The sequence below is a fragment of the Catenuloplanes niger genome (assembly GCF_031458255.1).
GTDB lineage: Bacteria > Actinomycetota > Actinomycetes > Mycobacteriales > Micromonosporaceae > Catenuloplanes > Catenuloplanes niger.
Genome location: NZ_JAVDYC010000001.1, coordinates 687,433 through 703,135, shown reverse-complemented (window position 1 = coordinate 703,135; position 15,703 = coordinate 687,433). Strand labels below are relative to the sequence as shown.

The window sequence follows — 15,703 nt, the reverse complement described above, 5'->3', positions numbered from 1 at the left end:
CCCTGATGCCGACGGCCCTGATGCCGACGCCGAAACCCGCTCCGACGCCGACGCCGAAGCCCGCTCCGACGCCGAAGCCCGGTCCGGCCGGTCGTCAGGCACCGTCGGTCCCGAGGCGATAGCCCGCACCACGTACCGTCTGGATCGTCTCCCGGCCGAAGGGCCGGTCGATCTTGTTCCTGAGGTGGCGGACGTAGACCTCGACGATGTTCGGGTCGCCGTCGAAGTCGAAACCCCACACCGTGTCCAGGATGTCCCGCTTGGACACCACGTCCCCCTTGTGCCGGGCCAAGTGACTGAGCAGCGCGAACTCCCGCGCGGTCAGCTCCACCTCCGCGTCGCCGCGCCACACCCGCCGCGCCGCCGGGTCGAGCCGCACGTCACCGGCCTCGATCAGCACCGGTCGTTCCCGGGGCCCGCGCCGGGTCACCGCGCGCAGCCGCGCGACCAGCACCGGGAACGAGAACGGCTTGGTCAGGTAGTCGTCCGCGCCGGTGTCCAGACCCTCGACCTGATCCCACTCGCCGTCCTTCGCGGTCAGCATCAGGATCGGCGTCCAGTTCCGCTCCGCCCGCAGCGTGGCGCACACCCGGTAGCCGTTCAGTTTCGGCAGCATCAGGTCGAGCACGATCGCGTCGTACGTGTTCTCCCGCGCCAGCCACAGCCCGTCCACGCCGTCGTGGGCCACGTCGACCGCGAAGCCCGCGGCCTCCAGCCCGGCCCGCAGCGTCCGGGTGAACCGCACCTCATCGTCGACGACCAGCACACGCACGTCCGCCATTGTCCCGCGCGGATGCTGAAACGGCGCTGAACGGCCCGCTACACGGCCGGGATCGTGTTCGTCGCGACCAGCGCGAGGACGACCACGCCGAGCACGACCCGGTAGACGATGAACACCGTGTACGTGTGCCGGGCGACGAACCTCAGCAACCAGGTCACCGACGCGTACGCCACGGCGAAGCTGACCACGGTGGCGACCAGCGTCGGCACCCAGCCGATCCCGGCCGCGATCGTGTCGTACCGGGTGACGCCCTGGAGGATGCCGGCCGCGGTCAGCGCCGGGACCGACAGGAAGAACGACAGCCGGGTCACGGTCACCCGGTCCAGGTCACGCAGCAGCCCGGCGGACATGGTGGCGCCGGACCGGGACACGCCCGGGATCAGCGCGAGGCACTGCGCGGCACCGATGATCAGGGTGTCCTTCCAGGTCACGTCCGTCTCGTGCCGGCGCTGGGTGGCGGCCCGGTCGGCGAACCACAGCACGCCGCTCCACACGATCAGCGCACCGCCGACGAACCACAGGCTGCGCAGCGTCGTCTCGATCCGGTCCTTGAACAGCGGCCCGACGATCGCGATCGGCACCGACCCGAGGATCACCGCCCACCCGAACCGGTAGTCGGCACCTCGGTGCGCGGCGTCGAACAGCCCGCGGCACCAGGCCGGTACGATCCGCGCGATGTCCGCCCGCAGATAGATCACCGTGGCCAGCACCGCGCCGAGCTGGATGATCGCGGTGAACGCGGTCACGTCCGGCGCGTCGATCCGGTAGCCGAGCAGCTTCTCCAGGATCGTCAGATGCCCGGTACTCGACACGGGCAGGAACTCGGTGAAGCCTTCGACGGCACCGAGCAGGATCGCTTCGAGGATGTTCACGGGCGTTGACGGTACGAGCCGCACCGGCCCGCCCGGATGCGACTTTGGTAAGGGATCGTCCCGCCGATCGGCAGACCCGGTCCTCCGGCGCGCCGCACGGCGCCGCCGGAGGACCGGGCCACCGCGTCAGCCGGTGGCGAGGGTGCGCACCCAGCCGTCGGTGCCCACACCGTGGAAGACGCGGACGTCGTCGAGCGCGCCGTACCACTGCCCGGTCCAGGCGCCGCCGTCCCGGCCGGCACCGAGCGTCAGCGGTCCGTTGGCCGGCCACCGGCCCTGCCACGGGCCGTCGGCGACCAGGTCGCCGTTCACGTACAGGCGTGCCGTCCCGGTCGAAGCGTCGAACGCGGCCGTGACGTGCGTCCAGGTCGAGCCCAGGCCGGCCTCGTCGACGACGCCGCCGGAGACCTCACTGACCGGTGCGGCGGCCGAGTCGGAGCCGGCGGAGACGATCGCCCACCGGCGCTGGGCGACACCGTCGACGGTGTACGTGCGGATGCCGATCTCCACGGCGGAGCGGACGTCGCCGGCGATCGAGACGGCCGGGTGCGTGCCGGCCGGCAGCGCGTCCGGTCGCAGCCACGCGGAGACGGTGAAGGACTGGTCGGTGCGGACGATCGGACTGTGGACCCAGGTCTCCTCCTGCCCCGCCGGTGCGGTGTTCCACTGGGCGTACGCGCGCTCGACGGTGGACTCGCCGTGGTGCGGGTCCGACGGGTCGTCGGTGAAGTGGGTGCCGTTCAGTTCGAGCGCGTTGCCGCCGTCGCGGTCGGTGGCGACGGACGCGCCGGTGGTCGTGGAGAGCCGCCGGTTGAACGGGGACGAGTCCGGCGCCTGGCAGACCCAGTCCCACGACTGGTAGTTGCCCTCCTCGTAGCACCATCCCGCGAGTCCGAAGCTCCAGTCGGCGACCTGCACCGGGTGCAGCAGGCCGATCCGGGTGAGGCCACCCGAGCCGGGATCCGAGGCGACCGTGCCGGTGAGGTCGGCGGCGGTGAGCACCCGGTCGAAGAACCGGGCGTCGGCGAGACCGCCGCGCAGCTGCTCCGCGGCGCCACCGGCGTTCGTGGCCCGGCCCAGCAGGAACGGCGCGCCGGTGGTCAGCGGGGTCGTGAACGGCACGGCCGTCGGCACGCCGTCCACCCAGATCCGGATGGTGCCCTCGGTGGCGTCCCACGACCCCGCCACGTGCGTCCACCGGCCCGCGACCGGCGCGGTGGGGGAGCAGGCGCTGACCGCGGTGCCGTCGTCGAGGCGGGCGTTGAGCGTCATGCACCAGCGGTCGTCGTCGCCGCGGAACTGGAGCCGGAACGGGCTCCACCCGCCGGGGCCGCCGTCGGTGGCCGCGATCGTCTGGGTGCCGTCGAGGTCGTCGAGCCGGACCCAGGCCGCGACCGAGAACGACGCGGTGGTGTCCGGCGTCAGGCCGGGCGCCTCGGCCCGTGCCGTGGGATCGCCGAACGTCAGCGTGCGTACGTTGCGCAGCCGGGCGTGCTCGGTCCAGACCGTGCCCGTCGTGGTCAGCGGCGTATCACCGCCCCACGCCGGCTGCTGGTCGGCGAGTGCGGCGCTCTCGTTCGTGCCCGGGTAGGTCTCCAGGCCGAAGTGCGCGATCGCCGCACGCGGTGCGGGGACGATGAAGTCCGCGCTCCTGCCGAGCACGCCGTCGTTGCGCGCGGCGTCGACGCCGTAGGCGTACAGGTTGATCAGGCCGTACGTCGGCGCGCTGAGCCGGACCGTGGCGGTCCGCAGCGCACCGGACGTGGTCGCGGCGACCTCGCTCAGCGGTGTCTGCGACCAGCCGTACCGGAACGTCGTGACGTCCGCGTCCGGGCTGGTGATCCGGTACTCCACCGGGGTGCCCGGACCGGTCGGCGCGGTCACCATGGTGATCGTGGGCTGCGCCGGCCGGGTCACGTCCGGGTGGAACTCGCACCACGCCGACCACGGTCCGGTGGCCGGACGCGGGGCCGCGTCGGTGGAGCGGGCCCGGAACGCGTACGCCGTCCCCTCGGTCAGCGGGACGGGCTCGGCACGCGCGACGCCGCCGCTGGACGCGGTCGTCGCGGCCGGTGCGGGCAGCGGCCGGTAGGTGCCGGTGGCGTCCACCTCGGCCCACTGCCACTCCACCGACTGGCTGCCGCCGTCGGGGTCGTGCGGGACCGCCTGGAAGGTGGCGGTCAGCGTGCCGACGGCGCCGCACGTGGAGCCGTTCCCGGCGGGCTGCAGACCGGTCGGCGCGGTGGGTGGGGTGTTGCGTCCGGCGATGCCCGCCGGCGTTCCCGGGGCCGCGACGGCGGTGCCCGGTAACAGCGGCAGCGACCCGGCCGCGACGGAGAGAACGATCAGTGACGCTGTGCCAGGACGTGACCGGAACCGATTCCGGGCAGGTCGTGGCCGAGACGGTGAGAGCACCGGTACCCCCGGATCGTGACTTGTGGACGCTGCACTGTAGAAAGCCCGCCGTCCAGGAGTAAAGGAATAATCGCCGAGTGTGATCAGGTGGGCGGAGCGGCGATCGGCGAAGCGCCGGGTTGATACCGTTATCGCCTGCTCGACCCGTGGAGGAGCGACTGTGGTGACCGACCGACCCCGGACGCTGCTGGCCGCCGTGCGGCCGGAGGTGCAGCGGGACATCTACGGGTTCTACGACCGCCTCCGCGACGCCGACCCCTGCTACTGGGACCGCGCCCTCAGCGCCTGGGTGGTGACCGGCCACGAGCTGGTCAGCGCCGCCGCGAACGACGCCCGTCTGTCCTCCGTCCGGTTTCCGGATCCGGGGGACGTCATGGGCGACCTTCGTGAGTTCGCCACCGTGATCTCCCGGACCATGCTCTACCGGGACGCGCTGGAGCACACCCGGCTGCGGAAGGCGGCCGGCCGCACCTTCACGGCCCGGTCCGTCGAGGCGCTGCGGCCGATGATCACGCAGGCGGTCCACGAGATCATCGACGATGTGCTTCCGCGCGGGCGGATGGACATGGTGGCCGACCTCGCGGTGCCGTTGCCGTTCAACGCGATCTGCGCGCTCGTCGCCGTACCCGCGGGGGATCGTGAGCAGTTGCTCGCCTGGTCGAACGACGTGGCGGTCGCGTTCGGCAACGCGCGGCTGACGCCGGCGGAGAAGGCGGCCACGGATCGGGGGATCCGTGGCATGGCCGAGTACTTCGACACGTTGATCGACCGGCCGGAGGCGCTGCTGCGCGCCGGTGACCTGGACCGGGACGAGGCGGTCGCGAACACGATCCTGCTGCTGCTCGCCGGCCACGAGACCACCACGCACTTCCTCGGCAACGCGCTCCTCGCGCTGCTGCGGAACCCGGGCCAGATCCCGGCGCTCACCGAGGACCCGGCGACCGCGCTCGAGGAGCTGCTGCGCTACGACAGCCCGCTGCCGATGATCCTTCGCCGCGCCACCGAGGACCTGGAGCTCGGCGGCAAGCGGATCGAGACGGGACAGCCGATCCTGCTCGTCTGCGGCGCCGCGAACCGGGACCCGGCCGCGTTCCCGGACCCGCACACGCTCGACCTCAAGCGCACCGGCCAGGCCCGGCACCTCGCGTTCGGGCACGGCCGGCACTTCTGCATCGGCTCCGGCCTCGCCCGGCTGGAGGGTGACATCGTGCTCCGCGCGCTGCTGGACCGCCTGCCCGGCCTGCGCCTCGCCGAGGACGACGCGGAACCGGCCTGGCGGCCGAGCCTCAACTTCCGCGGCCTGGACCGGCTGATCGTCGAGTGGGACGTCCCCCAGATCTGATTCCACATCGTTCTCCCGCTTCCGGCGTGGCCGGGTCCCGGTGCTCCCGCGGGCACCGGTCGGCCGCGGGCGGCCTCCCTGCCGGTGGGGTGGGTGGTCGCGGAAAACCCTGTTGTGCCCGGCCGTGGGTAGGCGGCATCGTGGCGGGATGGCGGAACAGCGTGCGGTGGGGTTCGGTGGGATGTTCCTGAAGCCGGAGGAGGACCCGCGCACCTCGGGAAACCCGGTCGGTGAGCTGGCCACGATCCGGGAGTACCTGACGAACTACCGGCTCACGCTGGAGCTCAAGTGCCGTGACCTGACGCCGGAGCAGCTGGCCGCCCGGTCGGTGCCGCCGTCCACGATGAGCCTGCTCGGGCTGGTGCGGCACATGGCGCGGGTCGAGCACAACTGGTTCCACCGGGTGCTGCGCGGCCGTCTCGACGTGCCGCGCATCTACTGGCGGCCGGACGACGAGGATCTCGACTTCGCCGAGGCGGCCGGCACGCCGGAGGCGGTCGCGGACGCGTTCGCGTCCTGGCGCGCGCAGGTCGCCGACGCGGATGCCTGGCTGGACTCGATCACGGAGGCGGACCTCGGCACCGTGCGGACCACCGCGCGCGGCGAGCCGACCGCGGTCCGCGACGTGCTGGTCCACATGATCGAGGAGTACGCCCGGCACTGCGGCCACGCCGACCTGCTGCGCGAGTGCATCGACGGCCGCACCGGGCAGTGAGTCACACCGCGATCGAGGGTTCCGCGGCGGCGGGCGCGGCGAGCAGCGTGTCGAGCGTGTCGAGCAGGTCGCGCATCGCGATCGGCTTGGTGAGGTAGGCGGCGACGCCGCACGCGTGCAGCGCGTCGATGTGGTGCTGGGTGGCGTCCGCGCTGAGCACCACGACCGGGATGTCGCGGGTGACCGGGTCCGCGCGCAACAGTTCCAGCAGTGCCTCGCCGGGCATGTCCGGCAGGTGCAGGTCCAGCAGGATCAGGTCGGGGTGGTGCGCGCGGGCCAGGTCCAGGCCGGTGACCGCGAGCATCGCGCCGATCAGCGTGACCGAGGGGCGGCGGGCCAGCATCTGTTCGACCAGCCGCAGGTTCTCCGCGACGTCCTCGACGTAGAGCACGGTGCGCGGTGCGGCGTACGTGCGCGGTTCCAGGCTCGCCGCGTTCACCACCTGGGCCTCGCGCGCCGATCCGGTGGTGACCGGCAGATCGATCCGGAACGTGCTGCCGCGCCCGGGGATGCTGGACACCTCGAGCGTGCCGCCCATGCCGAGGGTCAGGTGGCGGGACAGCGCGAGGCCGAGCCCGGTGCCCTCGAAGCCGGCCCGCGCCGCGTCCAGCCGCTCGAACGGGGTGAACAGCCGGCCGACCGCCTCCGGTGGGATGCCGCGGCCGGTGTCCACCACCCGGATGCGCAGGATGCCGTCGGGTCGCCGGCCCACGGAGACGCTCGCCGTACCGGTGGGATGGTTGTACTTGACGGCGTTGGACAGCAGGTTGATCAGCACCTGGCGGAGCCGGTGCCGGTCCGCGCTGACGCACAGGTCGGCGGGCAGCCGCGGTGGCGGTGTCAGGTGCACCCCGGCCGCGTCCGCGATCGGCCGGATCAGGGCGAGCGCCTCGTCGATCAGCGGCCCGACCGGCACCGCCTCGGCCTCCAGGGTGAGGTGGCCGCCCTCGATGCGGGAGATGTCGAGCACGTCGTCGAGCAGCACCAGCAGGTGCCGGCCCGCCTTCAGGATCATGGTGGACCAGTCGTGGTGTTCCGGTTCCGGCACGCTGAGGCTGAGCAGTTCGCTGAAACCCAGGATCGCGTTCAACGGGGTACGCAGTTCGTGGCTGACCCGGGACAGGAAGTCGTTCTTCGCGTCGTTCGCCGCGCGCAGCAGCCGGTTCGCCTCGTGCAGTTCCTGGGAGCGGCGCAGGATCACCGCCTGCATCTGTCCGGCCCACTCCTCCAGTTCCGCGGTGTGCCGCACGCCCTGGCGTTGCAGCAGGACGAACTCGGTGACGTCCTCGACGTGGTGGACGAGGTACGCGAGCCGGCCCTGCGCGTCGGTGATCGGCACGTTGCGCGGGCTCCAGTAGCGTTCCTCGAAGCCGCCGCCGTCCGGGCGGGCCACGTCGTACTTCTGCACGGCCATGCTGTCCGGCCGGCGGGTGCGCGCGGCCCGCTCCAGCGAGGCGCGCAGGTTCGCCACACCGGTCGCCGCGGGATCGTCGGGGTTGTCCGGGAACACGGCGAAGATGTCGCGGCCGACGATCTCCGCCCGCCGGGTCATGGTGGCGTCCAGGTAGGCGTCGTTCACCGCGACGATCCGGAACTCCGGGTCCAGGACGAGGAACAGCGCCGGCAACGCACCGAACAGCGCCTCGAAGTCGATCTCCGGCCGGATCTGTTCCGACAAATCCGACATGTAGCGAATCTAGCAGTACGCCGGAGGCCGGCGACCTAGATCGGGAAGGTGCCGCGGCGCCACTGCCAGTGCCGGCCGGAGCGCAGGTGGTCGACGATCGCGCGCTGCAGCACGCTGTCCCGGGGCAGCCGGTCGAGCGGCGTGGTCAGCGTGCGGAACACGAAGCGGCGCACCTCGAGGTCGGCGTCCAGACCCTCCGGCTCCTCGTACGGGTCGAGCGTGAACCGGTCCTGGAACCGGATGATGTTGGAGTCCGCCGGCAGGTACTCGCGCAGCTGCGGGTCGAGCAGCCAGGAACCGCAGGAGAACGCAGTGTAGGTCTCGTCCGGGAAGTGCCGCGGGAAGAACGCGCGGGCCTCGTCGAGCGACGCCGTGATCGCCGCCGGGGTGAGCGGCCCCGAGTCCGGGATGTGCAGGCCGATGGTGCCGTCGCCGCGGTGGGCCTGGAGCCGGCCCAGCTCGTAGAGGCCGCCGCGCACGTGCAGCGTCAGCCAGGCCTGCATGACCGGCCAGCCCTCGCGGTTCATCCGCCGGTCGATCGCGAGGTTGCGGCCCAGGTCGGCCAGCGTCGCCCAGGACACGGCCTCGGGGATGTCATGCTCGCGGTGGTAGCCGAGCGCGACGCCGGTCAGCGCCAGGTACGCGTACACGTAGAGGTGCCGCCAGGCCGGGCCCCGGTCACGCGGCAGCTCCGGGCCGGGTGCCAGCCAGTCGTAGCCGCCGAGGTCCGCGCGGACCAGCGCGATCGACCGGTCGAGCAGCCAGCGCAGCTCCGGCGGCCACGACTCCGAGGGCCAGCCCGCCATGATCTCCGCGGCGTCGTCCGGCCGCACCGCGAGCCGCTCCAGCAGCGCGGGCGCGTCGGCACGGTCGGGCAGCGGCGCGGACGGCCGGTCACCGGCGAGCCGGTCCACCCGGGCGATCTCCTCGACCGGCACACCGAGCCGGCCCGCGATGTCGTCGAAATCCATGCGGAGCACCGTATCGGCCGCCGACCACCGCCGCGTGCGGGCCGGCGGTCAACCGAACGTCACGCGCGGTTCGTGCCCGTGCGGTTCGTGCCCGTGCGGTTCGTGCCTGCGCGGTTCGTGCCTGCGCGGTTCGTGCCCGCGCGGTCCGTGTCCGCGGTCCGTGTCCGTGCGGTCTGCGCTTGTGGTCGTGCCCGTGCGGTCCGTGCCGGCAGTTGTGCTCGTGCGGTCTGTGCCCGCGGTGGTGCCCGCGCGGCGACGGTCGGCGCCATGCGCGGTATCCGGAGCGCGCATGCCGTGGCGGGCGGGTCCGGAGCCGCGGTGCGGACGCCCCGGCGCGGGCGGTCAGGCGTTGGCGAGCACCTCGCGCAGCCGCGCCGCGAACTCCGGCGGCTTGCCCGCGTAGCCGAATTCGCCGCCGAGGAAACCGCCGTGGTGGCTCGGGAACACGGTCGCGCCCTGGCCGAGCAGCGCCGCGGTGGCGAGCGCGGTCCGGCCGGTGTAGGTGTTGCCGGTCTCCTCGCCGACCGCGATCACCACCCGGGTCGGCGCGGCCGTCAGCGCGGCCACGTCCGGCCGGTAGTCGGAGACCGCCCACGAGGCCGCGGACAGCAGCGGGTCCTCCCGCGTGCCGTCGTCGTCGGCCGGCATCCCGAACGCGGCCGGGTCCGGTGCGGGCTGTGCGAAGTACTCGTCGGTGAACTCGCCCTGCCAGGACGTCATCACCATGAACGCGGCCATCCCGGCGCCCCAGCCGCTCTTCTGGTACGCGTCGTGGAACCCGGCCCGGGCCCGCTCGGCCGCGGCCGCGTCCGGCAGCACCGAGTTGAGCGGCGGCTCGTGCGCCACCAGCGTGCGCACGTCGCCCGGGTGGCGTGCCACCAGCTCCAGCCCGGTCACCGCGCCGCCGCTGCTGGCGAAGATCTCGACCGGCCCGGCGCCCAGCGCCTCGATCAGCAGGTGCAGATCCGCCGCCTGCCGCTGCGGCGTGTGCGTCACCTCGCCATCGGTGCGCACGCTCCGGCCCAGCCCGCGGGGGTCGTACGTGACCACGGTCCGGTCCGTGAAGTGGCCGGCGAGCGCCTCGAAGCCGTCCGCCGTCATCGGCTGGCCGATCATCAGGAGCACCGGGCGGCCGTCCGTGGTGGGCAGCGGCCCGCGCACGTCGTAGGCCAGCTCCGCGCCGGGCACGGCGAGCGTCCGCGTCTGCGTCGTCATGCCGCCGAGCCTACGTCCGCCCGGGTGCGGGCGGGGGGCCGTACACGCGGAAGGGGGTAGGCTCTTCGGGTGCCGAACCCGTCTCCGCTGCTGCTCGTGCTGGACGGGAACAGTCTGATCCACCGCACCTATCACGCGGGCGCGGCCGACCCGGGCGATCTGGAGGCGTGGGCGCTGCGGGGCTTCGCCCGGTACGCGGCACGGGCCGTCTCCCGGCTGCGGCCGGACGCGATCGTGGTCGGGTTCGACTGCCCGGTCTCGTCGGAACGCCGCGCCGACTACCCGGCCTACAAGGCGCAGCGCCCGGACAAACCCGGTGATCTGGTCGCCCAGCTGGCCGCCGCGCCGGAGCTGCTCGCGGCCGCCGGGCTGTGCACCGTGATCCCGGCCGGTTTCGAGGCCGACGACGTGCTGGCCAGCTCCGCCGCGCACGCCCGCCGGGCCGGGTGGCGGGCGATCCTGATGACCAGCGACCGGGACGCGTTCGCGCTGATCGACGAGACCACCTCGGTGCTGCGGCTGCGCAACGGCGGCTTCGACGAGGCCGTGCTGATCGACGCGGCCGGCCTGCACGAGCTGTGCGGCGTGCACCCGCACCAGTACCTCGACTACGCGGCGCTGCGCGGCGACCCGTCCGACAACCTGCCCGGCGTGCGCGGTTTCGGTGCCGCGATCTCCGCCCGGCTGCTCGCCGCGCTCGGCACGGTCGACGCGGCCTGGGCCGACCTGGACACCGCCGGTGGCCACGCGGTCCGCGCGGCCGTGGGCGACGTGGCGGCCGGCCGGCTCGCCGCGCCCGAGTCCCGCGACGTCGTCGCCCGCAACCGCCGCCTGATGCGCATGCGCGCCGACCTGCCCATCCCGCACCTGGACGGCGCGCGCCTCCCGCTGGACACCGGGCGGGTCCGCGCCGCGCTCGGCATCGGCGGCGGGCTCACGCTCGGCCCGGCGCTCTGGTCGCTGACCGCGCGCCGCACGCCGACGCCCCGCGTGGCCGAGCCGCACCCGCCGGTCTTCCGCCGCCCGGTGCGCCACCGCCGCGAGCCGACCCCGGGTCAGCTGTCGCTGTTCTGATCACCCGGTCACGGCGCTTCCCGGTCGATGAGCCGGGCGCCCGTGCCGGTCTCCAGCAGTGCCGTCACCTGCTCGGCCGGGGACGGGCGGCCGAAGTGCCAGCCCTGGCCCCGGTCGCAGCCGAGCGCGACCAGCACGGCGGCCTGCTCCGCGGTCTCCACGCCCTCGGTGACCGTCACCAGACCGAGGCTGTGCGCCAGGTCGACGACCGCGCGGATCATGGGTTCCGAGGCCGGGCCGGGACGCAGGAACGAGCGGTCGATCTTCAGGATGTCGATCGGCAGGTCACGCAGGTAGGCCAGCGACGAGTAGCCGGTGCCGAAGTCGTCGACCGCGACCCGGACGCCGTCCTGGCGCAGCTCGTTCAGGTGCGCGGTGGTGAGCGCGGAGCCGACCAGCACACCCTCGGTGATCTCCAGGATCAGCGCGGTCGCGGGCAGGCCGGAGTCGAGCAGCGCGCGCCGGACCGTGACCGCGAAGTCCGGCTCGCGCAGCTGACGCGGTGAGACGTTCACGGTGACGGACGTGCCGTGCCGGGCGTGCCACGGCGCGGCCGCGCGGCAGGCGGCCCGCAGCACCTGCTCGCCGAGCGGCACGATCAGCCCGCTGTCCTCGGCCGCCGGGATGAACGCGTCCGGCGGCAGCGCCTGCCAGCGCACCAGCGCCTCCACCGCGTCGACGCGGCCGGTCCGCAGCGTCACGATCGGCTGGTAGTGCACCGTGATCTCGTCGGTGAGCAGCGCGGTGCGCAGCCGCTCCACGATCGCGAGCCGCCGCAGCCGGGTCTCCCGCAGCGCGGCCTCGTACACCACCGCGCGGTCCTTGCCGGCCGCCTTCGCCGCGTAGAGCGCGAGGTCGGCGTCGCCGAGCGCGCCGGGGCTGTGGTCCAGCCGCCGCACCCCGATGCTGACCGTCAGGTGCAGCCGGTGCCCGGCCACGTCGACCGGCTCACGCAGCGCGGCGCGGACCCGGTCGGCCAGCGCGGTCACCGGCGCGTCGGCCCGGCCGCCTCCGGCCGCATCGACCGCGCCGTCCCCGACCGGGCCGTTCCCTGCCGCGTGGCCGCCGACCGGGCCGTTTCCGGTCGTACGGCCGCCGACCCGGCCGTTCTCGGCCGCGCGGCCGCGGACCGGGCGGCGCCGAGGTGGGTCGCTCGCCGCCGGGCCGCCCCCGGCGGGGCGGTCCGCCGGGTCGGCCAGGATCGCGAACTCGTCGCCGCCGAGTCGGGCCAGCTGGCCGTGGCCGTGCACCACCGCGCGCAGCCGGCCGGCCACGGTGACCAGCAGTGCGTCGCCGGCCGTGTGGCCGAGGCTGTCGTTGACGTGCTTGAAGTCGTCGAGGTCGAGCACCAGCAGACTGCCGCGCCGGGCACGGGCCAGCCACAGCTCCAGCTGCACACGGTTCGGCAGCCCGGTCAGCTCGTCGCGCAGCGCCAGCCGCGCCAACCGCTGCTGGGTGTGGTTCAGGCGGAGCACCAGCAGCATGCCGACGACGGACGTGATGGTCATCGGCAGCATCACGTCGATCGGCGCGAACTCGCGCTCGCTGAGGTCCAGCAGGAACGCGACCGCGGTGACGGCCGGGTTGATCACCACGAGCGTCACGTAGAGCGCGGCCACGCCGCGGCTCGGCACGATCCGGCCCTGCCCGGTGTCCGGCGGCGACGGGTAACCCGCGGCCGCGCTCAGCATCAGGTGGAACAGCGACCAGCCGGCCGCGCTGATGGCCGGCCCGTGCCACCCTTCACCGCGGAACACCGAGGTGAAGTACGAGACGTCCGCGACCGTCACGGAGGCGACCGCGAGCAGCAGGAACACGTGTTTGACGGTGAGCCGGCCGACGACCGCGACCAGCCGCACGACGGCGAACACCAGGAAGAGGTCCAGCAGCGGGTACACCATGGCCCCGGTCATGCCGTGCCAGGTGCCGGCCTCGTGGATGAGCGGGTCGTACAGCGCGAACCAGCCGAGCAGCATCGCGGTGCACACCACCACGCCCGCCTCGACCACGCCGGCCAGCCGTGGGCCACGCCCGGCGGCCAACATCAGCAGCGCCGTGCCCACCAGCAGGTACATCCCGACATAGGCGGCGTCGATCACGGAGAAGCCGGCCGGCGGTGTGCCGGCCGCGAACGCGAGCGCCCAGGCCGCGCTGCACACCGCGCCGGTCGCGGTGGCCGCGCCGAGCAGCCACCACGCGGCCGGGCGGGCCGGGTCGCGGCGGGCCCGGCGCACCGCGGTGACGGACGCGGCCGAGGCGAGCACCGCGAACGCCACCTGCTGCCCGGCCGCGGGCAGCAGGGGCGCGACGGCGACCAGGAGCAGCCCCGCGAGCAGGGCCCACCGCGCGTTGCTCACCCGGTCGATTGTCGGTCGTCCGGGTTGCCGGCACCGGGGAATCCGACTTACAACCCGAATGCCAGCAATACGTGCCCATGCGGGCTGGCGTACGTCGGGTAGTAGCCGACCTGCACGTAGACCATGCCGTTCGACACCACGGCACCGCCGTTGCCGGAGACGCCGCCGCCGAAGCCGGTCAGCCCGTTCACCCCGGCGAACTCGCGGACCGTGTCGAACTGCCACCGCACCTCGCCGGTCCGGGCCGAGTAGATCCGCATCTTGCCGTCCTGGCTGCCCTCGTACACCAGGCCCGGGCTGGTCGTCACGGCCGGCGTGTGGGCGAGCGCGCACACGTCCGGGAACGCGGCCGAGCCACCGGTGGTGCAGCCGTCCGCCGGGTTCGGCGTCTGCCACAGCAGCGCGCCGTCCGCCGGGTTCAGCGCGAACAGCGTGCCCGGATCCGCGAACCAGGTGGCCACGTACAGCCGCTGCCCGTCGTAGCTGCTGCCCCACTGGATGCCGGAGATGCCGCCGCTCGGGAACGGCTCGGACAGCTGCCGCCGCCAGGACACCGCGCCGGTCGCCGCGTCGAACACGTGGTAGACGCCGCTCTTCTGGCCGACGCCGACCATGGTGCGCCCGCCGGCCCGGAACAGGTTCGGCGTCGCGCCGATGTCGTAGTCCAGCGCGGTGCCGTCGGCCAGCCCCGGGCAGTACCCGGCAGCGTCCGGTTCGTTGCACAGCGCCCGCCAGGTGTCCGCGTCCGTCACCTGCTGCTTCCACCGCGCCGCACCGGTCCGCGCGTCCAGCGCCAACAGCGAGTCGAAGTCGCCCGCGCTGCCGGTGTAGTTCTGGCCCGTACCGACGTACAGCGTGCCGGTCCTGGGGTCGATGACCGGGGAACTCCAGACGCCGGCGCCGGACGGCTCGAACCGGGCCGCGCCGCTCGGCCAGGTGCCCACCCGCCGCGGCTCCGGCACCGTGTAGTAGCGCCAGACCACCGCGCCGGTCCGCGCGTCCAGCGCGTCGATGTGCCCGCGGAACGTGCAGCACGGATAGTCGGCGCCACCGGTGTTCTCCCCGCTGGACGCGCCGATGTAGATCTTGCCGTCGTAGTGGAGCGGCGAACTGGTGTGGATGCCGGCCGGGTGCGTCTCCGTGTCGCGCGCCCACCGGACCCGCCCGGTCCGCGCGTCGAGCGCGTAGACGTAGCCGCGGCTGTCACCGAAGAAGACCCGGCCGTCCACCACCGTGGGCCCGTCCAGCACGAACCCGACGCCGGCCGCCGGGTCGACCGAGCTCGTCGCGAACGTCCACCGGGTCGCGCCGGTCCGCGCGTCCAGCGCGTAGAACACGCCGTCCGGCCCGCCGACGTAGACGACGCCGTCCACGACCGCGGGCTGGCTCTTCGCCGGCATCTCGCTGTCCGGGTACGCGAACGCCCACTTCAGCTTCAGCGAGCCCACGGTGGCCGGGGTGATCCGCCGCTCATCCGGATTGTGCCGGGAGCCGCGCAGGTCACCCTGCCAGGTCGGCCAGTCACCGGAGCCCCGCGGCACCGCGGCGGCCGGGTCCGCGGTGACCGCGAGCAGTGGCACCAAGGCCGCGATCGCGGCGAAACGGTGCAGGTATCGCATGTCCATCACCCCCGTGCGGCGGTGTGGCGTGCGCCACAAGGGACCGCCTCGCACAGGCTAAATGACGATCATGTTCGATGTCTGCACCCTCAGAGTGCCACGTAGACCAGCTTCACCTTCTCCTTGTCCACGCCGGGCGCGCCGGACGTGCCGAAGACCTCCAGCCGGACCGTCCAGGTCGTCGACGTGACGTCGCCGTACAGCATGCCGAGCTCCGCGGTGAAGCTCGCGCAGTTGCGGTAGATGGCGATCTTGTCGTCGATCGGCCCCCGCTGCGGCACCGAACTACCGGTGCACAGCACCTTCTTCACGCCGCCGGTGCCGTACGCGGTCCACCGGTACCGCGTGCCCGACACCGTCTTCCCGGCCTGCACACCCTTGCCCGCGAACGCGATCGGCACCGGCTCGCCGTGCAGCGACGGTTTCGTCAGCGGCCCGGCCGGCTTGGTGATCGTCGCGGTCGGCACCGGCAGCGGCCCCGCCAACGCCGCCGTCGCGCTCAGCGTCCCCGCCAGCACCCCCGCCGCGATTGCCGCGATGGCCTTCATCTCGTCCCCCTGTCACCGATGATCGCCGGACCCGCCGGCCCGGCCCCCACAGCTCAGCCCCGCCACCCGGCGCGCCACCGGCGAACCCGCGGAAACTGGCCGTACGG

General features: G+C 73.6%; 12 protein-coding genes. 3 read left to right on the top strand and 9 right to left on the bottom strand.

Features of this window, described 5'->3' with window-relative positions; all coding sequences use genetic code 11:
• Nucleotides 1-94: 94 nt before the first annotated feature.
• From J2S44_RS03095 to J2S44_RS03085, 3 genes are all read right to left on the bottom strand, one after another.
• Nucleotides 95-772, bottom strand: coding sequence for a response regulator transcription factor (locus tag J2S44_RS03095; protein WP_310429460.1), 678 nt, complete (start codon nucleotides 770-772; stop codon nucleotides 95-97).
• A 47-nt stretch (nucleotides 773-819) separates the two neighbouring features.
• On the bottom strand, nucleotides 820-1,653 hold the full coding sequence (locus J2S44_RS03090) for an undecaprenyl-diphosphate phosphatase (protein ID WP_310408852.1): 834 nt from the start codon (nucleotides 1,651-1,653) through the stop codon (nucleotides 820-822).
• Nucleotides 1,654-1,779: 126 nt separating this feature from the next.
• Nucleotides 1,780-4,068, bottom strand: a complete 2,289-nt coding sequence (locus J2S44_RS03085) for a LamG-like jellyroll fold domain-containing protein (RefSeq protein ID WP_310408850.1) — start codon at nucleotides 4,066-4,068, stop codon at nucleotides 1,780-1,782.
• Between the two features lie 163 nt (nucleotides 4,069-4,231).
• Between J2S44_RS03085 and J2S44_RS03080 the strand changes: the two genes are divergently transcribed.
• Together J2S44_RS03080 and J2S44_RS03075 are read left to right on the top strand one after the other, a co-directional pair.
• Nucleotides 4,232-5,410, top strand: coding sequence for a cytochrome P450 (locus J2S44_RS03080; RefSeq protein ID WP_310408849.1), 1,179 nt, complete (start codon nucleotides 4,232-4,234; stop codon nucleotides 5,408-5,410).
• Between the two features lie 148 nt (nucleotides 5,411-5,558).
• Nucleotides 5,559-6,125: a DinB family protein gene (locus tag J2S44_RS03075; protein WP_310408848.1), complete on the top strand. Its 567-nt coding sequence runs from the start codon at nucleotides 5,559-5,561 to the stop codon at nucleotides 6,123-6,125.
• A gap of 1 nt (nucleotide 6,126) precedes the next feature.
• Here the strand turns inward: J2S44_RS03075 and J2S44_RS03070 are convergent, their stop codons facing one another.
• The 3 genes from J2S44_RS03070 to J2S44_RS03060 form a co-directional block, all read right to left on the bottom strand.
• Nucleotides 6,127-7,812 carry a hybrid sensor histidine kinase/response regulator gene (locus J2S44_RS03070; RefSeq protein WP_310408847.1) on the bottom strand — a complete coding sequence of 562 codons (1,686 nt, stop codon included), beginning with the start codon at nucleotides 7,810-7,812 and terminating at the stop codon, nucleotides 6,127-6,129.
• Between the two features lie 35 nt (nucleotides 7,813-7,847).
• Nucleotides 7,848-8,783 (bottom strand): acyltransferase domain-containing protein, encoded by a 936-nt coding sequence (locus tag J2S44_RS03065; RefSeq protein ID WP_310408846.1) that lies wholly within the window; start codon nucleotides 8,781-8,783, stop codon nucleotides 7,848-7,850.
• Nucleotides 8,784-9,125: 342 nt separating this feature from the next.
• Nucleotides 9,126-9,998, bottom strand: a complete 873-nt coding sequence (locus tag J2S44_RS03060; RefSeq protein ID WP_310408845.1) for an alpha/beta fold hydrolase — start codon at nucleotides 9,996-9,998, stop codon at nucleotides 9,126-9,128.
• A 69-nt stretch (nucleotides 9,999-10,067) separates the two neighbouring features.
• On the opposite strand from J2S44_RS03060, the gene J2S44_RS03055 reads away from it, so the two are divergent.
• Nucleotides 10,068-11,072, top strand: a complete 1,005-nt coding sequence (locus tag J2S44_RS03055) for a 5'-3' exonuclease (protein ID WP_310408843.1) — start codon at nucleotides 10,068-10,070, stop codon at nucleotides 11,070-11,072.
• Between the two features lie 8 nt (nucleotides 11,073-11,080).
• Here J2S44_RS03055 and J2S44_RS03050 read toward each other — a convergent pair whose 3' ends face one another.
• The 3 genes from J2S44_RS03050 to J2S44_RS03040 all read right to left on the bottom strand — a co-directional run bounded on the left by J2S44_RS03050 (nucleotide 11,081) and on the right by J2S44_RS03040 (nucleotide 15,596).
• A complete protein-coding gene (locus J2S44_RS03050; RefSeq protein WP_310408841.1) occupies nucleotides 11,081-13,429 on the bottom strand; it encodes a putative bifunctional diguanylate cyclase/phosphodiesterase in 2,349 nt (782 codons plus the stop codon).
• A gap of 47 nt (nucleotides 13,430-13,476) precedes the next feature.
• Entirely contained in the window at nucleotides 13,477-15,048 is a 1,572-nt protein-coding gene (locus J2S44_RS03045; protein WP_310408840.1) for an outer membrane protein assembly factor BamB family protein, read from the bottom strand.
• An 89-nt stretch (nucleotides 15,049-15,137) separates the two neighbouring features.
• A complete protein-coding gene (locus tag J2S44_RS03040) occupies nucleotides 15,138-15,596 on the bottom strand; it encodes a hypothetical protein (protein WP_310408837.1) in 459 nt (152 codons plus the stop codon).
• Nucleotides 15,597-15,703 lie beyond the last annotated feature (107 nt).